Consider the following 24,163-nt stretch of genomic DNA (forward strand, 5'->3'; position numbering starts at 1 on the left):
ACGGGCACTCGCGTTGATAAAGATGGACGCGGCCGACAGCCGGCCACGAGAAATGGACGAGGGACTATGAAGCGTATATTTGGCATGTTGCTTGGTGCAGTGCTGCTACTGACCGCGGTACTGGTAATTCGCACACTGCAATTCGCGCCACCTCAATTTGAGGCGAGCGAAACCTTGGCTGACGTTGATTGGTCAGAGGCGGAGTTGGCGGCGGGGCTTGCCGGAGCGCTGCGTTTTCCCACCATTTCGAATATCGATGCTGATGCCGTAGACCAGCAGGCATTTGAAGACTTTCAGGCGTATTTAAAACAGCGTTTCCCCAGGGTGTTTGCACAAATTCCCCACCAGCGCCTGCCGGGCGGTACCTTGCTGTTTCGCTGGTCGGGCAGCAGTGAAGCTTTAAAGCCCATTATGCTGATCGCCCACCAAGACGTGGTACCCGTGATACCGGGTACTGAAGATCAGTGGAGCTATCCTCCCTTCGCGGGAACCATCGCCGATGGTTACATTTGGGGCCGGGGAGCAATCGATGATAAAGCCAGTGTCATCGGTATTTTAGAAGCCACCGAGCGTTTGCTTGAAGAGGGTTTTGTTCCGCCGCGCACGGTCTATTTAGGGTTTGGTCACGACGAAGAGGTGGGCGGTAAGGGCGCGCAGGCCATGGCGACACTATTGGCGGAGCGCGGCGAGTCGCTGGCCTTCTTATTAGATGAAGGCGGGGTGATCGCCAAGGACATGCTACCCGGTGTCGCGGAGCGCGTCGCATTGATCGGCCCGGCGGAAAAGGGCTATGTCAGTTTGAAGCTCAGTGCCGACGGTGGCGGTGGCCACTCCTCTATGCCGCCGCAGCAAAGTGCGGCAGGCGTTGTTGCGGCGGCAGTGGCGCGCCTTGAAGCCAATCCGCTACCTGCTGATATGCAATATACGGTGGACTTTATTCGTTATTTGGGTGACAGCGTACCTTTTTACCAACGCTTGCTGTTTGCGAATAACTGGTTGTTTGAGCCGCTTCTGGAAAAAGTACTGAGCAGTCAAGCGCCGATCAACGCCGGGATGCGCACAACAACGGCCGTTACCATGTTGCAGGGCAGTGTGCGGGACAATGTTCTGCCGATTATTGCCTATGCCGTGGTGAACTTCCGCATTCTACCGGGCGATACGATTGACGGTGTGCAGCAGAAGGTGGCGGAGATCATTGATGATCCTCGCATTCGCATTGAGACCTACGGCGGCTTCGGGAACAATCCCTCTGCGGTGGCCTCGCCCGACTCGGCAGGCTTCAACGTGCTTGCCGATCTCGTCCGACAAGTGAGCCCAGGCACCTTAGTCGCACCGCGATTAGTGGTGGCGGCGACTGATGCCCGACATTTCGAGGAGGTGTCGGAAAACAGTTATCGTTTTATCGGGGTAGAGGTTGGCCCGAAAGAAATGAAGGGTATTCACGGTACCGATGAGCGCGTCTCTATTGCCAGTTATGTTGAGGCGGTGCGTATTTACTATCACCTTCTTCGCCGCAGCGCTGAATTATAGGAGCTGCTTCTCGCCACTATTGCTGTGTGTTATAGCGGGTAAAAAAAGCCCGCTTTTTGTTGTTGGCGCCCAAAAACGTCTATCCGTTCTTGGATTTTCTTACCGCTATTCTTATACATTGCCGCCCAAAGCGTGAAACAGCGCTGTTTAATAGCCCGAGAGACTCCACATGCGTTATCCCGTTGACCCCCATTTCCCAGTGCGCGATGAAGATGCACCACTGAAAGCTGATCTTGCTGAGCAAAAGGTGAAGCCCATTTTTATTATGGGCTTGCACCGTTCCGGCACTACCTTTCTCTACGACAGTGTGGCGAGGGCCTTTCCTCTGGCACAGTTAACCCTTTACGATTTTTTTTACTATGACCGTCTGCTTCGCAACCATCAGCAGGGCGGTGCGAAACAAGATGCACAGCGCTTGAATGCCTGCTTCGCCGCGCTGGGGATTAAAGACCGCAATATCGACTCGGTGCCCGTTTCCGCCGAGGAAGTTGAAGAGTACGGCTACCTGCTCAGACGCCGCTTCGGCAGTTTTCAGCTCAACGAGCACAGCGCCGCGTTTTTTGAGGAAATGTGCCGAAAGCTGTTGACCGTGCATGCCGGTAGTGAGGCGGTCTTGCTTAAGAACCCCTGGGACACCGGCAATGCGCGCTGGATGGCGGAGCGATTCCCCGAGGCGAGGTTTATTTACATCAGCCGTGAGCCTATCGCGGTGCTCAATAGCATGCTAAACGCGCTGCTTTCCTATTTAGAGGGGCCTCAACACTATCTTGAAATGCTGTTGGACCGTGGTGACGGGCGCCGAAGTTATCGCGCCGGTTATATCGTATGGCTCGGACTGCGGGGACTACGCAAGCTGATTGGCCGCCGTGCCATTGCCCGCCTGGCAAGGCCGCTGCTGGCGCGAACGGTGGCCAAGCAAGTGGCGGCCTACCGCCGCGAGTTGGCGGCAATGCCGAGCGACCAGACGGTCGAGGTGGATTATTCCGCGTTGCGAGAGAGCCCCGACGCCGTGATGGCGAGTCTAGCGCCGTTACTGGCCGTGTCGCGCAGCGCCAGCGCTGAAAGTATGCGAGCGGTCACTGCCGGGCGGCCCGTTAATCCGGTTTTGCGCGATTACGCCGAGCACCTGGATAGGTTAGTGGAGCGAGAACTGGGCGCCGCTTGATAAGGGGTGCCCCCGTCATTCCCTCAAGGCCTGGAAACAGGCCTTATTCTCCCGCAGATATTTCCCCTCATTGACAAAAAATATGCGCCATCGGCAGGGCGTTATTTACTCATATACGCATAAACCCCTATAGCTATTTGTAAGCGACTGTATGGCAAGTGTTTTATTGCTCAAAAAAACACTATTACACATTAGGTGCGAATTGACTATGTCACACTCGTGTCTCAGTGTGCTGCAAGGTATTGAAATATAAGTAAAAATTCTTATCCCCATGTTCTTAGGTGTGACTTAAGTCACGCTGGTCGTTTAGTGATGTCCTTATCATCTCTGTGTGTCTTAGCGATTTACACATATAAAAATGCGGCTGCTTAACAGCCGAAATAAAAATGAAAAAATTAAGCAGGGGCTGCTTCCGATTCGTCGGTAGGTTTCCTGTTTAGTGCGATACCTAGCCAGAGAGACGAAGAAGATGGAAAAGTTACCCCGCTCGCAAAATTCGCGAGACCCGTACCTGAGAAAGGACCTTGAAGCCGAGCTGCATATAAGCCGGGGTAAAGTTGCCACAGGCGGCGCACTTGAGTTGCCAGCCTCACCCGTCAGGCCTCTGACGCAGGTTCCCCAACTGTTGCCAATTGCAACAGCGCAGCGCGGTATGTGGATGGGCGAAAAGATCGGCCCCGCCGATGCGGTATATAAACTTGCCGAGTATGTCGATATCCGCGGCCATATTGATGCCGCGGTATTTCTCCGGGCGACTTCCATCTTGACCCAAGAGGCGGAGTCAACGCGAGTACAGATTATTGAAACCGCCGATGGACCTCGCCAATTGGTGGCAGAGGCCTATATGGGAGAGTTGCCGGTTGTCGACTTCAGTAGCCATGCCGACGCCGAGCAGCGTGCATTGCGGTGGATGAACGATGAGTTGCGCCGCCCCGCAGACCTCGCAGACGATGCACTGTGGTTCAGCGCGCTAATCAAGGTCGAGGATGAACGGTTTTTTTGGTACCACCGCTGCCACCACATCACCATTGACGGTTTTGGTGGCGGTCTGATCGCGCGCCGGATGGCGGAAATTTATAATGCGCTGCTCAGTGGCGAGGAGCCAGGTGAGTCGCCATTTTTACCCTTGGTAACCCAGTTGGAGCAGGAAAAGCTCTATCGCGAATCTGCACGTTTTGAGCGTGACCGAGACTACTGGAAGCAACAACTGAGTGGCCTGCCCGATGCAATTTCGCTGTCGCGTCGCAATGCCCAGCGCAGTGGTGGCCTGCGGCGCAGTGGTATTACCCTGTCGCTAGAGCACTCTGCGAAAATTCGCGACATCGCCCAGCAATATGGCGGCTCAGTACCGCAGTTATTAATTGCCATGCTCGCGGTTTACACCTACCGCATGACGGGGCAGCAGGACTTGGTCTTCGGTATGCCGGTTACGGCACGAGCAAACCGTACGCTGCGCAGCATTCCGGCAATGATGGCTAACGCCGTGGCGATTCGCCTGGCGATGGCCGACGATGCGAGCCTTGTCGACCTGCTTGGGCAAACAGCGAAAACCGTAAGGAATGCGCTTCGCCACCAACAGTATCGCTATGAGGAGCTGCGGCGTGATCTCGGCCTGCTTGCACAGGGGCAGCAGATCTCCTGGATGGGGGTGAATATTGAACCCTTTGATTACGACCTGGGCTTCGGTGGCCACGAGTGCAGTGCACACAACCTGTCGAATGGCACCGTAGAAGACATGACAGTGTTTGTGTTTGATCGCGGTGCCAAGCAGGGCATGAATGTGGTGATTGACGCTAACCCCGCGCTCTACAGTCAGCGAGAGCTCGATGAGCACCGCGATCGATTGGCGCGATTAATCGAAGCGATGATTGCCGCCCCTGAGGGCGCGATCGGTGACTTTGACCTGCTCTCCGAGCAGGAGCGGCACCTGCAGCTGCAGGCCTGGAACGATACCAAGCAGCCGTTGCCGGACAGCCACTTGCCAGCGTTGTTTGACAAAAGTGTCGCCGCTTTCCCAAGCCACGCCGCGGTATCTGACGCCGGGCAAACGCTGAGTTATTCAGCGTTCGGGCAACAGGTCAATCAATTGGCCCGGGCATTGAATGTATTGGGCGTGGGGCCGGGTAAGTTGGTGGCCGTGTCCCTGCCGCGCACCGCGGCAATGCCGATGACGCTGTTGGCGATTATGAAATGCGGAGCGGCGTATTTACCGCTGGACCCGGAAACCCCCGCTGAGCGCCTGGCCATGATATTGGACGACGCCAAGCCCAGCTTGCTGCTCAGCAGCGTTGAGACCGCCGAAAAGTTGCCTGACTGTGAAATACAAACGCTGCTGTGGGAAGAGCTCAACTTAAACGCCTTTTCCGGCGACGATGTGCCCCTTGCCGATATTGGCGCAAACAGTCCGGCGTACATCATTTACACCTCCGGTTCGACGGGGCGCCCCAAGGGCGTGGTGATTGGCCATCGCAGCTTGATGAATTTTTTGCTGGCCATGCAGGATGCCTTGGCACTTCAGCCCGAGCAGCGGATGTTGGCGCTAACGACCGTGTCGTTTGATATTGCTGTGCTAGAGATGTTTTTGCCACTGCTTGCCGGTGCTCAAGTCCATGTCGCTACCCGCGACATCGCCAGAGACCCGGCGGCGCTGGCCGCGCTGGTGAATGAGCAGGCGATCACGCATATTCAAGCGACGCCTTCGCACTGGCAGGCGCTGCTTGAAGATAATGCCGAGGCCTTTACGGGTGTTCAACCGCTGGTGGGCGGTGAGGCGCTGCCGATGGAGCTGGCGCGCAAAATGCGTAAGCTGGGAGCGCCGATTATCAACTTATACGGCCCGACAGAGACAACGATTTGGTCCACGATGATGACCCTGGACAAGCTGGAGGGCGGTACGCCGGCCATTGGCCGTCCAATCTGGAATACGCAGGTCTATGTGCTGGGCGACGATCTTCAGTTGTTGCCAAATGGCGCTGCCGGTGAATTGTATATTGGCGGCGAGGGCCTCGCGCTGGGGTACCACAAACGTCCCGACTTAACCGCCGAACGTTTTATTGCCAATCCCCACGGTGAGGGCTTGTTGTATAAAACCGGTGACCTTGCGCGCTGGCGCGATGACGGTGCACTGGAATACCTGGGGCGCAACGACTTCCAGATTAAAATTCGCGGCTTTCGTGTAGAGACTGAAGAAATTGAATCGCAGTTGATCCGCTGTCAGGGTGTGCGTCGTGCGGCAGTGGTGCTGCGTAACGACCCCGCTGGCGTACCAAAGCTGGTGGCGTTCCTGCTCAGTGAGGAGGGCTTCGATGCCCAGCACACCGCGTTGGAGGCCGCCACATTGCGCCAGCAGATCGAGCGCAGTCTCCCGGAATACATGCTGCCCTCTCACTATCAGGTGCTGGATGATTTTCCGCTGAATGTGAATGGCAAGCTGGACCGCAAAGCCTTGCCGGAGCCTCAGTGGCAACTTGTTAGCGAATACACGGCGCCGCGTAACGCGTTGGAAACGCAGCTGGCAAAGCTGTGGTGTGAGATCTTCAAACTGCCGCGTATCGGTATCCATGATAGCTTTTTCGACCTCGGCGCTGACTCGATTACCGCGGCGCGCATGGTATCGCGTCTGCGTGATGTCGTGGGTAAAGACGTACCCCTCGCGGCCATCTTTGAGGCGACGACGATCGCTGAATTGGCGGAGCAGCTGGAGCGCGGTGATCAAATAGATCCCCTGGCAGGCGTGCAAGCCCTCAATCCTTTAGCCGCGCGTGGCGAGGGTGACGCGCTATTTTGTATTCACCCAGTACTCGGCTTGAGCTGGGGCTTTGCGGGGCTAAATCAATACCTGCCTGACGGAACGGCCTTGTTTGGCATTCAGTCGCGTGGCCTCTCTGGCGGGCAGGAGCTTCCTGCGAGCATCGAGGAAATTGCCGCAGACTATATTGCATTGATGCGGGACCGCCAGCCACAGGGCCCCTACCGTATATTGGGCTGGTCGATGGGCGGCGTTATCGCTCAGGAAATGGCGCGTCAGCTGCGTGAGCTGGACGAGTCAGTGAGCTTCCTTGGTGCTTTGGATTCCTACCCCTTCGTGTCGCAGCAGCGTGACGACAAGGCCGGTCAGGTGCGCAGCATCTTGGAATTTCTCGACATCGCGGTAGAGGGCGAGCTGCCCGATACCATGGAGGAGCTGAGTGAACTCCTGTGCCGGGAATACGACGTGCTTAACTTGGAATTTGTCAAACAGTTGCAGGGTAAACAAAGCGCCTTAATTGACGATGTCAGTGCGGTGATTAGCAATAACCTGCAGCTGCTGCAGAACTTCCAGCCGCGGCCTGTAGATGTGGAGTTGCACTTTTTCCAAGCGGTGCAAACGGCCACGTCACAGGAGCTGCACCACCGCCCCGATGCCTGGCAGGACGCCGTCGCGGGTCTCAATATTTATCCGGTGGAATGCCATCACCAGCAAATGCTGGACGCGGAACCGCTGGCAGTAATCGGACCCTTCGTTGCGCGCGCGCTGGCAGGTTGATAAGCATGAAAATCGCGATCTTCTCCATCGGCACCCAGGGAGATGTCCGCCCTTTTGTCGCGCTAGGCTTGGGTTTGCAGGCGCAGGGGCATCAAGTATCCATTGTCACAGGCGACAGCTGTGAACAGTTGGTGCGTCGTCATGGCCTCGATTACGCGCCGCTGACCGCCGACTTTTTGGAGTTGATGGCCAAGGACCCGGAAGTACTTCAGCGCGGCCTGAACCCCGTTGCGCTTCTGCGCACCGCGCGGCGGGAATTGTTGGCAATGTCTGCAGACTGGGTCACACAGGCCACGCAGGCGGCGAACGGGGCTGACTTATTGTTGGGCTGTGGCATGGTGGCCTCGCTGGCCACCGCCATTGGCGAGCGCTATGACATTCCGGTGGTCGAGACCCACTTGCAACCGGTGACACCGTGTCCTGATATTCCGCCGATGATGTTGCCACCGCCGCGCCGCCCGCGCCCCGGTATGGTAAACCAAGGCTTGTATCACGCCTGTCGCGTGCTGACCTGGCAGATGCTCAGCCCGGCCTACCGTCAGGTTCGTCAAAAACTCGATTTGGCGCCGCTACCCTGGTATGGGCCGTTTTACCGGCGGCGTCGGACTCACCATGTGTTGTATGGGTTTAGCCCGAGCATTATTCCGCCATCGCGTTATTGGCCGGAGTCGGTGCGGGTAGCGGGTAATTGGTTTCTCGACGAAGCTCAGACGTGGCAGGCGCCGGAATCACTGGAAGCCTTTTTAGCCGCCGGGGACAAACCCATTTATGTCGGCTTTGGCAGTATGCTCGGTGATGACAGTGCGGCGCTCAGTGAGGTGTTTTTACAGGCGTTGCGAAATAGTGGCCGCCGCGCCATTTTTGCCACCGGTTGGGGAGGCTTGGCAGATGTCGACGACGACAATGTGTACTGCCTGACATCGGCGCCGCACGACTGGCTGTTTCCGCGAGTGGCGGCGGCCATTCACCACGGCGGGGCGGGTACGACGGCGGCAGCGGCAAGGGCGGGGATTCCGTCGATAATTATGCCGTTTTTTGGCGATCAGCCATTTTGGTCGTGGCGCTTGCAGCAACTTGGGGTAGCCACCTGTTCACTGGATCGCAAGAGCTTGAATGTCGCGGATGTTGAGCAGGCCATTGAGTCGGCAACCGACGCGGCGCTGCGTCAGCACGCAGCCACGGTGGGCGCGCAAATTCGCGCCGAGGATGGCGTGGCGGCGGCCATCGCGCAGTTGTCCAAATGGGGCTACCTGACCCCCGTCAGTGAGCCAAGCCCCGCTGTTGATCGCGACCTTGCCGAGCCCAGCCTTGCGCAATAGTGGCGCGGACACGCTGAGCTTGTCATCACCCCTGCCCGAAGGTGGATTTATCGAGCAGGTTTCGCTGCTGCCAATGCCCGAATTGGCAGTTAACGCGGTGCATTGTCATTTTAAACAAAGCCGTTATACCCCGGACCTGTTGGCGTCTTGGGGCATTGCTTTGCCAGCCTCTTTGGCGCGGGTGTCCGCCGCGCGCCAGGCGCAATTCCTTGCCGGTCGTTATGCTGCTTGTTATGCGCTGGGCATAGAAAACGTAGAGAATCACAGCCCGGCAAGGCGAGATACCGGCGAGGTCATATGGCCGCAGGGGATTACCGGCTCCATCAGCCACTGCGACGACAGCGCGCTGTGCGTGGTCGGACGTGGAGGGCATTTGGGGATCGATATTGAGCCATTAGTCGCCAGCGATGCTATTGACGAATTGTGGCGCTTGGTGGGTGATGACAAGGAATGGCAGCGGCTCTCTATGTTGCCTCGCGATCGCGCGTTAACGCTGCTGTTTTCTGCCAAAGAGAGCTTGTACAAAGCGCTGTTCCCTCGCTTGCAGCGCTACATCGACTTTTCCGAAGTGCGTGTTATCGCAGTCGATCCGGAGCGGCGCACGCTCCAGTTCAAGCCGCGCTCCGCGCTGGGGTTGGCCTTGCCAAGGGGCTGTATATTTACCGTGTATTGGCAGTGGCTGGGAGAGCGCTGCCTAAGTTATACGCGCTGCGACTAAGTCTCTTCTATGGCAATGTTGAAGCGCATATACAGCATCGACATAAAGGGGCTGATCAAATTAAAAAAGCAGAAGGGCAGGTAGCTGAGCGTTGCAACGCCGAGGGCGGTGGCATGAAATGCGCCGCAGGTGTTCCAGGGAACCAGTACTGAGGTGGCGGTTCCGGCGTCTTCCAGCGTGCGGCTGAGGTTGCGCTGACTCAGCCCCTGCTGGGCGTACATGTCGCCATACATTCGCCCGCCAATAAGAATGGTCAAATACTGCTCGGCCGCCGTGAGATTGAGCACCCCACAGCTGCCAGCCGTGGTTGCCACGAGCGACGTCCGGCTGCGCGCCAGTCTTTTTAGTCCGTTTGTAATGTCGCCGAGCAAGCCCGAGGCTTCCATCATGCCACCGAAAACCACAGCGCTTAAAATAAGCCATATTGTATTGAGCATGCCTGCCATGCCGCTGCTGGCCAGCAAGGTATCGCTAAAGCTGTGACCGGTGATGATCTCGCTACTACCTACAATGGTTTGCACCAGCCCCTTGTACAGCCCGCTTGCCGAACGCTCGCCACCAATTTGATAGACCAATTCCGGCTGCACATAGGCGGAGATCACTGTGCCGATGAGCGTTGCAATAAACATCACGGGCAGCGCCGGAACGCGTTTTACGATCATGACAACGACGAGCAGTGGCGCAAGCAATAGCCAGCCCGACAGGGTCATGCTGGTGTTCAAGGCATTCAGAATCGCTTGCGTTTCGGCAACCTCCCTTCCACTGCTGTGGTGTATACCCAGCCCAACAAAAATGAGCAGGGCAATGGCAAACGAGGGCAGTGTGGTGAGCGCAAGGTAGCGCACGTGACTGAACAGCTCGACATTGCACACACCTGCGGCCAGGTTGGTGGTATCGGAAAGGGGAGAGAGCTTGTCGCCAAAATAGGCGCCAGAGATGACGGCGCCTGCGGTGATGGTTTCACTCATGCCGAGTCCCACCCCGGTTGCCATCATGGCAATGCCGATGGTGGCCGCCGTGGTCCAGGAACTGCCAATGGCCGTTGACACAATGGCGCAGACAATTGCCGCGGCAGCATAAAACCAACTGGGGTCGGCCAGTTGCAACCCATAGTAGATAAGCGTCGGTACAATACCGGCGACCGTCCACGTGCTGGATAGCGCGCCAATCATAAACAGCATTAAGATGGGGATGATCGCAACGCCGATCACTTTCAGCATGCCGTCTTGAAGGGCTTGCCAGGAACGGCCGCGGTGCAGGCCGATAACAGCGGCGACGCCGCCCCCGAGCAGCAGTGCCAGCTGGTTGGGGCCTTCTATACCGGCATCGCCGTAGAGATAGACATTGAGACCGAGCAGGCCGATTACCAAGCATAGCGGGAGGAGTGCTATGCCGACATGATGAGAGCGGGCTGGGGTCATTGGCTACCACACATTGCTGCTTGTTGTTTGTAGTGGCCAGAATAGCGGGCGCGTTGCGGTGGCGCCACTTTGGCGCCACCGCAGAGGCTTAGCGGTTGGTTTTTACCCGCAGGGATTTAAAGCTAATGGAGTTGTGGTCCTCTAGGTCGCGCTCGGGCTCCTCTGCCAGTGTGGCATTGGGGAACTGACGGAAAAACTCGCGCATACTCAAGTACAGCTGATGTTTTGCCAGCGCGGCACCGATGCAATAGCGAGGGCCATAACCAAAGAGTACGTCTGGATTGAACTCGCGGCGTACATCCAGGCGATAGGGGTCGTCGAAAAAATCGGGGTCGTGATCTTTTAGGTGGGGCATCATTAACACCATTTGCCCTTTTTTCACCTGTTGTCCAAGCAGTTCACGGTCTTCCGGAACGTAGCGGGCAAAGCCCATTTTCGAGTTGCCTGCCCAGCGCATAATTTCGCTAAAGGCGTTAGAGAAGGTGGCGGTAGACTCCAATGCCAGGGGGATCTGATCTGGGTTCTTCAGAAAGGCATAGGCCGACCACTGCTGCGCCATCAACGTAGTGTCGGCGCCAGCGCCAATCAATGCCAGGATCAGGGTAACGATATCCCACTCGTCGAAGTCGTCGTTTTCCGCTTCCACTTGCAGCAGCGCGCTGAGGAAGTCCTCTTCACCTACGGGTGACAGGCGGCGCTCGGCGATGACTTCCAGCAAGATATCGATGGCCAGGTTGCTGTCTTGCTGGGCTTTTTCCCGGCGCTCATCGGAGATAGTCGGGTTCCAGGTTTCGGTAAAGGTCAGCACCGTTTGCTTGATCTGGGGCCAGTATTTTTCTGGAATACCCACCATGCGAGTGATGGAGATAAAGGGGATGTGCCGCGCGACATCTTCAATGTAGTCGAATTCATCGGCGTCTTTTAAGCCCTCGAAAAGGCGGACGATATCGGGCTCGATGCGTCGGTTGATGTTATCAACAACATTGCGAGAAAACGCCGGGGAAGTGATTTTGCGAATAAGGCGGTGGTGGTCCGGGTCAGCCAGCAGGCTGTGGCCCACCAGGGCGCGCTCGAAGTTATTCCAGTTTTCTTCCAGTGGCCGTGGCGGCGCAAACTCCCAGTCGTAAAAGTCTGAGCTCAGGTACTCATTCTTCCAGCAATCCATAATGTCGGGCATGCGGGTCATAATCCAGCACATCCAGGGGGCATACCACACCAAGCGACCGCGCTCGGAAAGTGCCTTGCACTGGGGGCCGGGGTCCAAGGCATATTCCATGGAATTGGGATTGAAGACAGATTCGATCGGGGGCAGCTCGCGCTGTTCTGTGGTTTGCATTGCGTACACTCCTTATCTTTATTGTTTTGCACCGCCGCAACGGCTCGCAAAAATATCGGTGTTTGCGAAAAAATATACTACCGTGTATTTTTATTCTCAAGTGACATTATTTTTAATTTACCGCGCGTCGCGGCGATAACAATAAGGAGTGGGAATGCAAAACTTTACAGACAAGGTAGCGGTAATCACCGGCGGGGCCAGTGGTGTGGGGCGCGCATTGGCGCTCGCGCTTGCCGATGAGGGAGCCAAGTTGGTGATTGCCGACATCGAAGAAAATGCCTTGCAGCGCTGCAAATCGGAATTAGAGGAGCGCGGAGCCCAGTGTTTGGCGCAACGCGCTGATGTTACGCAGCCAGAGTCGATGGCTGCTCTTGCCGAGGCGGCGTTTACCCACTTTTCCGGGGTGCACCTCGTTTTTGCCAACGCCGGTGTCGGGACGGGCGAAGGCGGCAACATGTGGGAGTACAGCGCCAATGATTGGGAGTGGGGCTTCCGGGTAAATACCTGGGGCTTGATTAACACCATTAACGCCTTTGTCCCCCGCTTGGTGGAGCAGGGCGAAGAGGCGCACTTTGTGGTGACTGGCTCGGGGAATGGCGCGTTCTTAATGTTACCGGATACGCCGATCTACACCGCGACCAAGGCGGCGGCGCAGGCGATTACGGAAAACCTGCATTTTCAGTTGCAGGCCCAGCAATCGCCGGTGAAGGTCAATGCCCTGTTTCCCGGCCCACATGTGGTGAATACCGGCATCTTTAACTCTGAGCGCAATCGGCCTGAGGATTTGCCCGTCGACCCGAATAAGCCCGATTCAGGTATCCACTCGGTCGATGATATGAAGGCGATCATGGCGCAATACGATATGGAGTTGAAAACCACCGAGCCGGAAGAAGTTGCTGCGTTTGCGCTCAACGGGCTGCGCGAAGACAAGTTTTGGATTACCCCAATGTCGGAGAAGTCCCGGGCCGCCTTTATTGAGCGCACCCAGGGCATTCTCAATGGCGTAACGCCAACGCCGCCAAACGTACTGTAGGAGGCATTCGCTTGACGGACCGGCTTACGCTACCATTCGACGCTTTGACAGAGATGGGAGAATCATCGGTGCCAGCGAGTCAGCTTGGTCGGCGAGAGCGCAAAAAAAAGGCCGTGCGCGAGACCATTCGTAAAGAGACATTGCGCTTGATCGGCCGCCATGGGGTAGACGGGCTGACCATCGATGCGATCTGTGATTGCGTGGATATCGCCAAGAAAACCTTTTACAACTACTACGCGACCAAACACGACTTAATGGTGGAGCTGTGTCAGGAGGAGTTGCTGCAACGCACCGATCAATTGATTGACGATGTGCTGGCTAGCGGTAAATCTTTTGAGCAACAGCTCGGTCACATCATTGAGGTGTTTATCAATCGCGAGCAGTTGGCGGGCGGTATCGAACGCGAGCTGATCGCCTATTCAGTCGGCGCAATGTCGGCGAATATTAGCCAGGGCGCGGGGCAGTTGGCCTTTATTAACAGTAGCTTCCTGCGTTTGTATGAGCACAATCGCCAGGCCTTAAAGCCGGAGCTGAGTCCGGCTTTCTGTGCGGAAATGACCGTGGGCATGTTCAATGCCATCACACTGAACTGGGTGCACGATGAAAGTTACGATTCAGAAACCCGTTATCGTCAATTACTCGCCTTTATAAAAAGCAGCATGCTTGCCTGAAAGCGCCGCTGTGCTGGCATCGGTAGACCGATGTCAGCACTTTTCTTTTCCCGCCTTACCAATCAGTAATCATTTCTCCGCTGCTCTCGCTTGACCGAAATAGGGAAACCGTATACTTTTTTTACATCACGGTTACCTTTTTGAGAGAAGGGTCAGGAGGGAGAATGAATAATAGATATAAGAAGCCCATCCCATGCGGCTGGTTTGCCATTGAGTACAGCAAAGAGCTCGCCCCTAAGGATGTGAAGCCGCTGAAGTATTTCGGCCGGGACCTCGTGCTGTTTCGCACGGAATCGGGTGAGGCAGTATTGCTAGACGCCCACTGCCCGCACTTGGGTGCCCACCTGGGGCACGGTGGTCAGGTAAAGGGGGAGAGCATCGCTTGTCCCTTCCACGCCTGGGAATTTAACGGCGAGGGCTTTTGTACCAAGGTGCCCTACGCGAAAAATATGCCGCCTAAAGTCGATGGCAAGCAGGCAATTGGCAACTACCCTGTGGTGGAGCTGAATCAAATGATTTGGGCCTGGTATCACCCCCAAGGGGTGGCGCCGCTGTGGGAGGTTGAGCGCCACGCCGAGTTGCACTCCGACGAGTGGACGGAGATGGATGTCTTCGATTGGCAGATTAACTCGATCATTCAGGAGACCGGTGAAAATGCTGTGGACATCGCGCATTTTGTGACCGTTCATGAGTCTCCGGAAATGCCGGATGGCCACGTCACCATCGACGGTTACAAACGCAGCACGCTGATGGACAGCCTACAGCACGCCATCGATGAAGAGGGTAATGTAGACCTGAGTGGCGAGAACTATGACCAGGGGCGTCTGGAAACCTATTCATTTGGTCCAGGACAAACTTACCAAAAATTCTCTCGCATGTTCGATATTGTCATGATGGGAACCATCACACCTATCGACGACCAGAACATTCACATGCGCTTTAACTTCTCTATGCCTAAACAGCAGAGTGGTGAGCACACCCTATACGCCAATGCCTTCCGAGACGAGATCGTTCGCCAAGTCGGTCAGGATATCCCTATCTGGGAAAACAAAGTGTATCTGGAGCACCCCACGCTGTGTGATGGCGACGGCCCGATCGCAAAATACCGTAAGTGGTTTGAGCAATTTTACGCGGCGTAGATCGCGGTGCTCAACCCGTCCCAAAACCATAATAACGAGGAATAACTACCATGACTGACTCCAACGCCCCTATGGGTAAGCCCGGCGATATTCTCAACTGGCCGATGCTAAAAATTCGCTATAAAACGGATGCTGAGGCGATAGCGAAACTTTTACCGCCCGGTATTGAGCCAGGTAAAGAACCGGGCGTGACCATTACCATTTATAACTTCCCGGTATTAAATGAGCCCGAGTATGGTTGCGTGGTGAATGTTGACGCTAACTACAATGGCATTGAAGGTGAGTACACTCTGGGTATTGCCATCGATCAGGAAGCGGCAATTTACGGTAGTCACGAACGCTGGGGGCAGCCGAAGTATTATGGGGAGACCCAGTACTTCCGCTTGATGGACTATGTATCAGCAAAGGTGAGCCACCGCGGATATACCTTTCTGGAGTTTAAGGGGCAGGTGACCGGTGAGGGCGAGATTCCCCCGGAGCACGAAACGAATGAGTGGTGGATAAAGCACCTGCGCGGTGTGGATATGGAAAACCCCAGCTGGGACTTCCCACCTCACGTTGTGCGTGTTTACGCAAAATACGGCACGGCGCATATCGAGAAATTGCAGGGCCAGGTCACGCTAAATGACAGCCCTTGGGACCCTCTGGCCAGCAAACTGCCTATGCGAACGGAGGCAGAGGCATGGCTGTGGACGCCGATTTTCCTCGACCGCCGCATCACGCTCGAAGGCCCGCTGGACCCCGAGGGCTTTATGCCCTTTGCCGACACCATCGGTGGCTCTCGCTGGCCCGGTGAAAATGGTGGCCCCAAACAGTCCTAGAATCACCCTCGCCGGGTATCACCGCCCGGCTTTTTTCCGCTTTTCTGTGAGCTTGTCGCGCCGATAAGCTGATCCCCCTCATTGCTGTTGATTCAGGTCAATGGGAATGGTGTTGCCGCATATTATGATGCCTTGGCTAAAATAATATGGAGCGGGCCATGCATCCCATTTTTTTGCAGTTGGAAACGGATCATCAGCGCATGCAGCGAATGCTGTATGACCTCAATCATCAGATTGAGAGCTACTTTGGCTTACATGATGCGCCGGCTGATGTCGATGCAATGATGCGTTGCCTGGATTACATCCAGATCTACCCCGAAGTATGGCACCACCCTGTTGAAGATATCATTTTCAGGCAGCTACTCACCAAGCCCGGAGTGAATCACTACGCCGTGGAAAATGTGTTGCGAGACCACGGCATGCTGGAGGCCCTGAGTGATCAGCTGTCGTTGATATTTTCTGAATTACGGCTGAGTGAAAAGCCCGTGCGGCCGGCAATTATTCGCTTAAGTAAGCATTATCACAGTCGTCAGATATCGCACATTCATGAAGAGCGAGGCATCTTTCAGATGGCTGGAGAGTTGTTTGGCGACGCTGATTGGCAGGCGATTGAGTGCGAGATAGATGCCGTCATCGGGCCGGTTGGTCAGCACGAGCGAGATGATTATCTATCGACATTTAAGCCTGAGCACGCGTCTTACTCTGGTGCATTCAAACAGTAGTATTGAAGGGAATATACATGCCGACTGCGATCGCAAGAGAATTTGATAACGCCACTGATATGGTGCGCCGCTATGCAGTACAGGGGCCGCGCTACACGTCGTACCCTACGGCACTGAACTTTAGCGAAGCGTTTACCGATCGCGATTATGTGCGCTTTCTTGACGATGCAAGAAATAGCCCATCGCCGCTGTCCTTATATGTGCACATTCCGTTTTGTCGAAGCCTCTGCTACTACTGTGCATGCAATAAAATTATTACCAAAGACCCGCGAGCAAGTCGTCGTTATCTGGACCACTTAAACAGAGAGCTACAGCTCCTGTCGCGGCATGTGGGTGTGTCCCGCCGTGTAAGTCAGCTTCACCTCGGGGGTGGAACACCCAATTACCTAGACAAAGCGGAAATGACCGAGCTCGTGCATCAACTTGCCAGTCACTTCAATCTCGATGACAGTGACGACCGGGAATTTTCCATCGAGTTGGATCCGCGTTGCGTCGATGAGGATTATTTGGCCTTGCTTAAAGGCTTGGGTTTTAACCGTGTCAGCTTTGGTGTGCAAGATACGAACCCCGATGTGCAGCAGGCCATTAATCGCGTACAGAGTGAAGATATGATCGCCGAGCTGGTGTCATTGGCGCGGCGTTTTAAATTTAGATCGGTGAGTGCAGATTTAATATACGGCCTGCCACTACAGACCGAGGAAAGTTTTAAAGCGACGCTGGACGCGTTAATTGCGATGTCGCCAGATAGAATTGCCATCTACCATTATGCCCATATGCCACAGCGTTTTAAATGGCAAAAGTCGATGGATAGATACCCAATGCCGGATAGCGAAGAGAAACTGAAAATTTTTGCTCTGGCGAGTCAGCGATTGCAAGCTGCGGGGTATTTGCATATTGGTATGGATCATTTTGTTAAGCCCAATGACGAGCTGGCCATTTATCAGCAGCAGGGTCGTCTGCAGCGAAATTTCCAGGGCTATTCGACCTGCCATTCACCCGATGTACTCGGAATGGGGGTGTCGGCGATAAGCTCTTTGGGACGCTGCTATGCGCAGAATGAGAAGGATCTCGAAGCCTACTACGCCGAGATTGAAGCCGGACGATTGCCGGTGACTCGCGGGTTAGAGCTTTCAGCAGAAGATATGCTTCGTCGCTACGTTATTATGCAGTTGGCCTGTAACTTAAAGCTGGACTTTAAGGAGTTGCACGGTCGTTATCAGGTCAGCTTTAGAGAAAAATTTGCTGACGTCCTACCTTCGCTAGAAGAATTTCACAATTCAGGTGTGTTGTTACTCAGTGGTGAGGGGATAAAAATAACGGAAGCTGGGCGGGCGGTTTTGCGAAATGTTTGCATGCTATTTGATGAAAGTTTGTCTCTGCACCGCGGAGCGTATTCCAAAACCTTGTAGCGGTTTACAGGCTTTTGGCGCGCTATTTTATTGTGTAGTAACTTTATCGCGACTACGCCGAAAGTAGACTTGACCCACCCGGAGATAAGGCGTTCAATGGCGGCAGTAATCCCCCCCCCCCGACATGTGTAAGGAGACCACATGCGACGCGCGGAAGCCCCCAAAGCCTGCCCACACAACCCTGCTGTTAGCTGCAACAATTGTCGACTGAGTGGCATCTGCTTGCCGCTGGCTTTGGAAAGCGATGAAATTGTAAAGCTGGACAATATTGTGCAGCGCGGTCGCCCCCTGCCAAAGAGCCGTCATATTTTCCGAGAAGGTGATGCGTTTACGTCTGTATTTGCCGTGCGCTCTGGTGCTGTAAAAACGTATAGCATTACCGATGCTGGAGAGGAGCAGGTCACCGGTTTTTATTTTCCGGGTGAAGTTGTTGGCTTGGATGGTATTGGTCAAAACCGCTACGCGAGTTCCGCTGTTTCATTAGAGGTGTCGGCGATTTGTGAAATCCCTTTTTCGCAGATCGAAGATCTCAGCGGCCAGTTGCCCAATCTTCAACGACACTTTTTCAAGCTGTTGAGTAGCGAGATCGTTGATGATCAGCGACACATTACCTTGCTCAGTAAAAATACGGCTGACGAGCGTGTCGCATCGCTGTTAGTGAGCATCTCCGCTCGCCAGGCGCGCCGTAAATTGTCGGCATCCGCTTTTAGATTGCCGATGTCGCGTGCGGACATCGCCAGCTTTCTGGGGCTCACCGTCGAGACCGTAAGCCGCGTTCTCAGCCGTTTTGCAAAACAAGACTTAATTCGAATCGACAATAAGGAAATTAGCGATCTCGATGTCGAAGGCCTTAAGGCAGCCGCAAACCTTCAGCCGTAATTGTGGCTGTCATTGTGCCGTAGTGGCACAGGCTTGACTCAGATCAACCGGAGCCGCCCGTTGGGCGGTAAACTTTCAATAAATCTCCCCGGAAAGAGTGAGTAGGCCGTGAGTGCAATAATTAGCAATCCCCTAGGTTTTTTGTTCAGTCCCCGTAAGCAGTGGCGCATGGTTGCCGATGCCGGCGATGAGGGTTTGGCGGCCAAGCTGCTGTACCCCATCATTCTTGCCATTGGGCCATGCGTTGCGTGGTACTACGGTGCCAGCCAAGTGGGTTGGACGGTGGGCGATGGCGAGGTGGTGCGCCTGACGCAGGCGAGTGCTCTGCAGATTGTCATTGCCTTCTATTTTGCGATGTTGGGCTCGTTGGCGGTGATCGGTTATTTCGTTCACTGGATGTCCGAGACCTATGGCGCTTCCTCGTCGGTGCTCAAGGGCATCGTTTTATCTGGATACACGGCAACTCCGCTGTTCATTGCGGGGCTTTGCGGTTTCTTTCCTCTTTTCTGGTTTGATTTGACCCTGGGTATTCTGGCCTTGGGTTGGTCTGTATACCTGCTGTATTTAGGTATTCCGCTGGCGATGGGAATTCCTGAAGAGCGCGGCTTTTTGTACGCCTCGGCGGTAGTCGCAATCTGTATGGTGATATTTATGGCGCTAATGGGCGCGGTGGTTATTCTCTGGGATATGGGAATGACACCGGTGTTCACTGATTAGCGGCATAAATGAGTCGGTAGGAAGGTAAATTTTCTGCGGCATAGTGTCGCAGGCCTGTTTAGCTTTCTGTTGATCTGGGTCAGCATTGCGGCCCCCACCTGCTGGGACAATACCCACCTCCATCATGTCTGCCCGAACGGCGCTTGTTGCCGGTTCGCGCATAGTCCACCTGAGGTTCGTGAACTGTCATGACATCTTCGCAAGAACATCCAACTTACAACTACAAAGTGGTGCGGCAATTCACCATTATGACTGTGATATGGGGCATCGTCGGAATGACCGTCGGCGTTCTCATCGCAGCGCAATTGGTTTGGCCGCAACTCAACTTCGACACGCCCTGGCTTAGTTTTGGGCGACTGCGACCCCTGCATACTAACGCGGTTATATTTGCGTTTGGTGGCTGTGCTCTGATGGGGTCTTCGCTGTTTGTGGTGCAGCGCACCTGTCAAACGGCGCTACTGTCGGACCGCCTCGCGGCATTCGTCTTCTGGGGGTGGCAGCTGGTCATCTTGCTGGCGGCGATTACGCTTCCCATGGGGCTTACCTCCGCTAAGGAGTATGCCGAGCTTGAATGGCCGATAGATGTGCTTATCGCCGTAGTTTGGGTGGCCTATGCGGTGCTCTTTTTCGGCACGATCATGCGTCGGAAGATGTCGCATATTTATGTGGCGAACTGGTTCTACGGCGCGTTTATCGTGACCATTGCGGTGCTTCACATCGTCAATAGCGCCGCGATTCCAGTGAGCATGTCCAAGTCTTATTCGGCCTACTCCGGTGCTGTCGACGCCATGATCCAGTGGTGGTACGGGCACAATGCTGTGGGCTTCTTCCTGACGGCAGGCTTCTTGGGAATGATGTACTACTTCGTTCCTAAGCAGGCTGGGCGTCCGGTCTACTCATATCGGCTATCGATCGTTCACTTCTGGGCGTTGGTCTCTGTATACATCTGGGCTGGCCCTCATCACCTTCACTATACCGCGCTGCCTGACTGGGCACAGAGCCTGGGTATGGTGATGTCGCTGATCCTGCTGGCACCCTCATGGGGCGGTATGATCAACGGTATGATGACCCTCAGTGGTGCCTGGCACAAACTGCGCACTGACCCCATTCTGCGCTTCCTGATTGTGTCGCTTTCTTTCTACGGTATGTCGACGTTTGAAGGTCCGATGATGTCGATCAAAACCGTTAACTCTCTTTCTCATTACACTGATTGGACGATTGGTCATGTTCATTCGGGCGCATTGGGCTGGGTGGCGATGATCTCCATCGGCATGGTTTATCACTTGATTCCCGTGCTCTTTGATCGCAAGCAAATGTACAGCGTCAATATGATCAATACACACTTTTGGCTATCCACCATCGGTACCGTGCTTTACATCGCATCCATGTGGGTAAACGGCATTGTTCAGGGCCTGATGTGGCGCGCCTACAACGCCGATGGCAGCCTGACCTACAGTTTTGCTGAATCGGTTATCGCCAGCCACCCAGGCTACGTAGTGCGACTGTTTGGTGGGTTCCTGTTCCTGGTCGGCATGTTGTTGATGGCTTGGAACGTTTGGAAAACCATTTCCAGCAAAGAAACTAAGGAACTGGTGGCAAATACTGCGGGGGCTGAAGCATGAATCACGACGTCGTCGAGAAAAATATCGGCTTGATGATTATTTTTATCATTGTCGCCATTAGTTTTGGAGCCTTGGTGGAGATCGTGCCGCTTTTCTTCCAAAAGCAAACGACAGAGCCGATTGCTGGCTTGAAACCATTAAACGCTATGCAGCTAACCGGTCGAGATATCTATATCCGTGAAGGCTGCCACGTATGTCATTCGCAAATGGTTCGCCCTATGCGCTCTGAAACAGAGCGCTATGGACACTACTCTGTTGCTGGTGAATCTGTTTACGAACACCCCTTCCTGTGGGGCTCCAAGCGAACAGGACCCGATTTGGCGCGCTTAGGCGGACGTTATAGCGACGAGTGGCACCGTGCTCACTTGTATAACCCGCGCGATGTCGTGCCCGAATCCATTATGCCGTCGTATCCCTGGCTGTTTAAGAACGAGATCGATGGCGATGAAGTTGGGAAGAAAATGCGAGCGCTGCGCAAAGTGGGTGTGCCCTACACCGATAACGACATCGCCACAGCGGCCTCCCAAGTGGAAGGTAAGAAAGAGATCGACGCCATGGTTGCCTACTTGCAGCAGCTGGGAACACTAATCAAGTACAAGCGTTGAGGAGGATGTATGTTTGATCAAGACAATCTACGTGCTTTATCAACGTTGTTGCTGTTCCTGGCTTTCATGGGTGTGTGTTTCAACGTGTATAGAAGAAGCCGTAAATCGATGTATGACGAAGCAGCTCAGCTGCCATTTGTAGACGAAAGTAAAGCCAAGCAGGAGAGCCGAGATGAGTGATTTTTGGAGTGGCTGGATCATTGTCCTAACGGCAGTCTCCTATGTGCTTTTGGCATGGCTTCTGCTGTCAAATCGCAAGATCAATCAGCATAAAGACGGTGCGACAACAGGTCACATTTACGATGGTATCGAGGAATACGATAATCCTATGCCATCTTGGTGGATCAAGATGTTTGTGCTCAGCATGGTGTTCGGTGCGGGCTACCTGTTGGCCTACCCTGGCATGGGTAAATTCCCCGGCCTGTTGAATTGGACGTCGGTTTCGCAGTGGCAGGGCAATGTGGATGCGGCAAAGCAAAAGAACGAAGCGCTCTACGCTGAGTTTATGCAGAAAGATGCCGAGGCCTTGGTTGCCGACCCCAAAGCGATGCGTATTGCCAAGCGGGTGTTCGCCAATAACTGTGCGATTTGCCACGGCAATGATGCAAAAGGGAGCTACGGCTTTCCGAACTTGACCGACAACGACTGGTTGTACGGAGGCAGTCCGGATCAAATTGCTCACTCTATTCGCGATGGTCGCAGTGGCATGATGCCTGGTTGGCAGTCGGTACTCGGCGCCGAGGGTGTCAAGTCGATGGGGGCTTACGTGCAAAGCTTACGCGATGCTCAGGCGAGCGCCTCGGCGGAGCATGCCGAATCGCGCGAGAAGTTCACCATGCTGTGTGCAGGCTGTCACGGTGCATCGGGCGAGGGCAATATTGCTATGGGTGCCCCCCGGTTGAATGACGACATTTGGCTGTACGGTGGTGACACCGGCAAGATTATCCACAGTATCGCCAATGGCCGGTCAGGAAAAATGCCGGCGCATGCTGACAATTTGAGCGCAGCGAAGATCCACCTACTCAGTGCCTATGTTTATCAGCTTGCAGAAGAGGAACCATAATCTGCTATGAACACTCAGGAGCGGCAACCGGCTGGCGGTAGTGAAACAAAGCCAGAAAACCTAGCGGTAGAAATTGTAGTCCCGGCGGAAGTTGGGGAAATCGATCTCTACCAAAAGCGAGAAAAAATATACACTCGCGCAATTGAAGGGTTTTATCAGCGCATTCGCGTATTCACCGGTTGGCCGCTGTTGTTGGGCTATATCATTCTACCGTGGTTAAATTGGGATGGCCGTCAGTCGGTCCTGTTTGACCTGCCCGCGCGGCAATTTCACGTTCTCGGGCTCACCTTTTGGCCACAAGACATGACGATGTTGGCCTGGGTATTGATCATCGCTGCCTTTGGTCTTTTCGCGGTGACCAACCTCGCTGGTCGAGTGTGGTGCGGCTACAGCTGCCCGCAGACCGTATGGACCAGTATCTTTATGTGGATGGAGCAGAAGGCTGAGGGAACGCGGAACCAGCGTATCAAGCTTGACGCGGCGCCCTGGTCCTTCGAAAAGCTGCGCAAGAAGGCGTACAAACACTCTATGTGGCTGGGCTTTGCATTTTTAACCGGCTTCACCTTTGTCGGCTACTTTACCCCCGTTCGAGAGCTTGCCGTCGACTTTATTGACCTCTCAGCGAATGGCTGGGCTTTCTTCTGGATCGCGTTCTTTACCGCCGCGACCTACCTCAATGCCGGTTGGATGCGTGAGCAAGTGTGCATGTATATGTGTCCTTACGCGCGTTTTCAATCAGCGATGTTCGACCCCGACACGCTAATTATCAGTTACGACAGTAAGCGCGGTGAACCCCGTGGCTCACGAAAACGGGAAGCGCAATCCCAGGACGTTGGCCTGGGTGATTGCATAGATTGCCAGTTGTGTGTGCAAGTCTGTCCTACTGGGATCGATATTCGCGATGGTCTTCAATACGAGTGTATTGGCTGTGCCTTGTGTGTGGATGCCTGTAACTCGGTAATGGATAAAATGGGTTACGAGCCCGGGCTGATTCGCTACGCAACGGAAAATAGCTTAAAGGGCAAGAAGACCCATATCATGCGTCCGCGCCTGCTGGGTTATGTGGTAGCGATGACGCTGATGGTGGGGCTGTTAGCCTATAATATTGCTGATCGCGATGTGATTGAATTAAGCGTGCTGCGCGACCGTCAGGCGCTATTCACCGAAGTGCAGGACGGCATGATTGAAAATAGCTATACCGTAAAGATCGCGAATAAAACGCAGCAGGAGCATCGCTATCAGGTCGTTGTCGAGAGTGAGATAAACTTCGAGAACTTCCACAAGCAGGAAATCAGTTTACAATCCGGAGAGCTCTTAGACTTACCAATGCGACTGCAGGCTCGCGCAGACAGCCTTCCTTCCAGTCGTTCGCCGATCACGATCAGCGTACGGCAAATGGACAAGGAGAGCAGTGTTGCCGAAGTTGAAAGCAGTTTCTTTGGTCCGGTTCCTCAGCGTTAAGGTTAAA

The 24,163-nt window shown here is 54.7% G+C and carries 20 protein-coding genes; 18 read left to right on the forward strand and 2 right to left on the reverse strand.

Annotation, left to right across the window (positions count from 1 at the left end):
- The first annotated feature begins 66 nt into the window (after window positions 1–66).
- The 5 genes from B3K78_RS04620 (at window position 67) to B3K78_RS04640 (ending at window position 9,257) form a co-directional block, all read left to right on the forward strand.
- Window positions 67–1,530 (forward strand): M20 family peptidase, encoded by a 1,464-nt coding sequence (locus tag B3K78_RS04620; RefSeq protein WP_286694496.1) that lies wholly within the window; start codon window positions 67–69, stop codon window positions 1,528–1,530.
- A gap of 169 nt (window positions 1,531–1,699) precedes the next feature.
- Window positions 1,700–2,695 carry a sulfotransferase gene (locus B3K78_RS04625; protein ID WP_286694497.1) on the forward strand — a complete coding sequence of 332 codons (996 nt, stop codon included), beginning with the start codon at window positions 1,700–1,702 and terminating at the stop codon, window positions 2,693–2,695.
- Window positions 2,696–3,164: 469 nt separating this feature from the next.
- On the forward strand, window positions 3,165–7,220 hold the full coding sequence (locus B3K78_RS04630; protein WP_286694498.1) for a non-ribosomal peptide synthetase: 4,056 nt from the start codon (window positions 3,165–3,167) through the stop codon (window positions 7,218–7,220).
- Between the two features lie 5 nt (window positions 7,221–7,225).
- The gene (locus B3K78_RS04635) at window positions 7,226–8,539 is read left to right on the forward strand and encodes a glycosyltransferase (RefSeq protein ID WP_286694499.1); all 1,314 of its coding nucleotides are present in this window, start codon (window positions 7,226–7,228) and stop codon (window positions 8,537–8,539) included.
- On the forward strand, window positions 8,484–9,257 hold the full coding sequence (locus B3K78_RS04640; RefSeq protein WP_286694500.1) for a 4'-phosphopantetheinyl transferase family protein: 774 nt from the start codon (window positions 8,484–8,486) through the stop codon (window positions 9,255–9,257). Before B3K78_RS04635 ends, B3K78_RS04640 begins: the two co-directional genes overlap by 56 nt.
- On the opposite strand, the gene nhaC is transcribed toward B3K78_RS04640, so the two are convergent.
- Both nhaC and B3K78_RS04650 read right to left on the reverse strand, forming a co-directional pair.
- Complete coding sequence (gene nhaC / locus B3K78_RS04645) at window positions 9,254–10,678, reverse strand: Na+/H+ antiporter NhaC (protein WP_286694501.1); 1,425 nt, start codon at window positions 10,676–10,678, stop codon at window positions 9,254–9,256. The genes B3K78_RS04640 and nhaC overlap by 4 nt on opposite strands.
- 88 nt (window positions 10,679–10,766) lie before the next feature.
- The gene (locus B3K78_RS04650) at window positions 10,767–12,014 is read right to left on the reverse strand and encodes a cytochrome P450 (RefSeq protein WP_286694502.1); all 1,248 of its coding nucleotides are present in this window, start codon (window positions 12,012–12,014) and stop codon (window positions 10,767–10,769) included.
- 154 nt (window positions 12,015–12,168) lie between these two features.
- Between B3K78_RS04650 and B3K78_RS04655 the strand changes: the two genes are divergently transcribed.
- From B3K78_RS04655 to ccoG, 13 genes are all read left to right on the forward strand, one after another.
- Window positions 12,169–13,047, forward strand: a complete 879-nt coding sequence (locus B3K78_RS04655; protein ID WP_286694503.1) for an SDR family NAD(P)-dependent oxidoreductase — start codon at window positions 12,169–12,171, stop codon at window positions 13,045–13,047.
- A 68-nt stretch (window positions 13,048–13,115) separates the two neighbouring features.
- Window positions 13,116–13,718 (forward strand): TetR/AcrR family transcriptional regulator, encoded by a 603-nt coding sequence (locus B3K78_RS04660; protein ID WP_286694504.1) that lies wholly within the window; start codon window positions 13,116–13,118, stop codon window positions 13,716–13,718.
- Between the two features lie 164 nt (window positions 13,719–13,882).
- Window positions 13,883–14,857 (forward strand): Rieske 2Fe-2S domain-containing protein, encoded by a 975-nt coding sequence (locus B3K78_RS04665; RefSeq protein WP_204995277.1) that lies wholly within the window; start codon window positions 13,883–13,885, stop codon window positions 14,855–14,857.
- 50 nt (window positions 14,858–14,907) lie between these two features.
- On the forward strand, window positions 14,908–15,678 hold the full coding sequence (locus tag B3K78_RS04670; protein WP_027874681.1) for an acetoacetate decarboxylase family protein: 771 nt from the start codon (window positions 14,908–14,910) through the stop codon (window positions 15,676–15,678).
- A gap of 158 nt (window positions 15,679–15,836) precedes the next feature.
- The gene (locus tag B3K78_RS04675; protein ID WP_286694505.1) at window positions 15,837–16,400 is read left to right on the forward strand and encodes a hemerythrin domain-containing protein; all 564 of its coding nucleotides are present in this window, start codon (window positions 15,837–15,839) and stop codon (window positions 16,398–16,400) included.
- A gap of 17 nt (window positions 16,401–16,417) precedes the next feature.
- Window positions 16,418–17,809, forward strand: a complete 1,392-nt coding sequence (gene hemN, locus B3K78_RS04680) for an oxygen-independent coproporphyrinogen III oxidase (protein ID WP_286694506.1) — start codon at window positions 16,418–16,420, stop codon at window positions 17,807–17,809.
- 141 nt (window positions 17,810–17,950) lie between these two features.
- Window positions 17,951–18,688, forward strand: a complete 738-nt coding sequence (locus tag B3K78_RS04685; protein WP_286694507.1) for a fumarate/nitrate reduction transcriptional regulator Fnr — start codon at window positions 17,951–17,953, stop codon at window positions 18,686–18,688.
- A gap of 108 nt (window positions 18,689–18,796) precedes the next feature.
- Window positions 18,797–19,405, forward strand: a complete 609-nt coding sequence (locus B3K78_RS04690; protein WP_286694508.1) for a Yip1 family protein — start codon at window positions 18,797–18,799, stop codon at window positions 19,403–19,405.
- 188 nt (window positions 19,406–19,593) lie between these two features.
- A complete protein-coding gene (ccoN, locus tag B3K78_RS04695; protein ID WP_286694509.1) occupies window positions 19,594–21,027 on the forward strand; it encodes a cytochrome-c oxidase, cbb3-type subunit I in 1,434 nt (477 codons plus the stop codon).
- The gene (gene ccoO, locus B3K78_RS04700; RefSeq protein ID WP_286694510.1) at window positions 21,024–21,632 is read left to right on the forward strand and encodes a cytochrome-c oxidase, cbb3-type subunit II; all 609 of its coding nucleotides are present in this window, start codon (window positions 21,024–21,026) and stop codon (window positions 21,630–21,632) included. Before ccoN ends, ccoO begins: the two co-directional genes overlap by 4 nt.
- Window positions 21,633–21,641: 9 nt before the next feature.
- Window positions 21,642–21,812 (forward strand): cbb3-type cytochrome oxidase subunit 3, encoded by a 171-nt coding sequence (locus tag B3K78_RS04705; protein ID WP_084498078.1) that lies wholly within the window; start codon window positions 21,642–21,644, stop codon window positions 21,810–21,812.
- Window positions 21,805–22,695: a cytochrome-c oxidase, cbb3-type subunit III gene (gene ccoP, locus B3K78_RS04710; protein ID WP_204995285.1), complete on the forward strand. Its 891-nt coding sequence runs from the start codon at window positions 21,805–21,807 to the stop codon at window positions 22,693–22,695. Before B3K78_RS04705 ends, ccoP begins: the two co-directional genes overlap by 8 nt.
- Before the next feature lie 6 nt (window positions 22,696–22,701).
- Complete coding sequence (ccoG, locus tag B3K78_RS04715; RefSeq protein WP_286694511.1) at window positions 22,702–24,156, forward strand: cytochrome c oxidase accessory protein CcoG; 1,455 nt, start codon at window positions 22,702–22,704, stop codon at window positions 24,154–24,156.
- The last annotated feature ends 7 nt before the right edge of the window (window positions 24,157–24,163 follow it).

Source organism: Spongiibacter sp. UBA1325 (genome assembly GCF_002306875.1).
Classification (GTDB): domain Bacteria; phylum Pseudomonadota; class Gammaproteobacteria; order Pseudomonadales; family Spongiibacteraceae; genus Spongiibacter; species Spongiibacter marinus.

Bases quoted from the DNA above. Each gene is read 5' to 3' on its own strand.
- B3K78_RS04620 (WP_286694496.1), top strand. From the start codon at position 67: ATGAAGCGTATATTTGGCATGTTGCTTGGTGCAGTGCTGCTACTGACC.
- B3K78_RS04625 (WP_286694497.1), top strand. From the start codon at position 1,700: ATGCGTTATCCCGTTGACCCCCATTTCCCAGTGCGCGATGAAGATGCA.
- B3K78_RS04630 (WP_286694498.1), top strand. From the start codon at position 3,165: ATGGAAAAGTTACCCCGCTCGCAAAATTCGCGAGACCCGTACCTGAGA.
- B3K78_RS04635 (WP_286694499.1), top strand. From the start codon at position 7,226: ATGAAAATCGCGATCTTCTCCATCGGCACCCAGGGAGATGTCCGCCCT.
- nhaC (WP_286694501.1), bottom strand. From the start codon at position 10,678: ATGACCCCAGCCCGCTCTCATCATGTCGGCATAGCACTCCTCCCGCTA.
- B3K78_RS04650 (WP_286694502.1), bottom strand. From the start codon at position 12,014: ATGCAAACCACAGAACAGCGCGAGCTGCCCCCGATCGAATCTGTCTTC.
- B3K78_RS04655 (WP_286694503.1), top strand. From the start codon at position 12,169: ATGCAAAACTTTACAGACAAGGTAGCGGTAATCACCGGCGGGGCCAGT.
- B3K78_RS04665 (WP_204995277.1), top strand. From the start codon at position 13,883: ATGAATAATAGATATAAGAAGCCCATCCCATGCGGCTGGTTTGCCATT.
- B3K78_RS04670 (WP_027874681.1), top strand. From the start codon at position 14,908: ATGACTGACTCCAACGCCCCTATGGGTAAGCCCGGCGATATTCTCAAC.
- B3K78_RS04675 (WP_286694505.1), top strand. From the start codon at position 15,837: ATGCATCCCATTTTTTTGCAGTTGGAAACGGATCATCAGCGCATGCAG.
- hemN (WP_286694506.1), top strand. From the start codon at position 16,418: ATGCCGACTGCGATCGCAAGAGAATTTGATAACGCCACTGATATGGTG.
- B3K78_RS04685 (WP_286694507.1), top strand. From the start codon at position 17,951: ATGCGACGCGCGGAAGCCCCCAAAGCCTGCCCACACAACCCTGCTGTT.
- ccoN (WP_286694509.1), top strand. From the start codon at position 19,594: ATGACATCTTCGCAAGAACATCCAACTTACAACTACAAAGTGGTGCGG.
- ccoO (WP_286694510.1), top strand. From the start codon at position 21,024: ATGAATCACGACGTCGTCGAGAAAAATATCGGCTTGATGATTATTTTT.
- B3K78_RS04705 (WP_084498078.1), top strand. From the start codon at position 21,642: ATGTTTGATCAAGACAATCTACGTGCTTTATCAACGTTGTTGCTGTTC.
- ccoP (WP_204995285.1), top strand. From the start codon at position 21,805: ATGAGTGATTTTTGGAGTGGCTGGATCATTGTCCTAACGGCAGTCTCC.
- ccoG (WP_286694511.1), top strand. From the start codon at position 22,702: ATGAACACTCAGGAGCGGCAACCGGCTGGCGGTAGTGAAACAAAGCCA.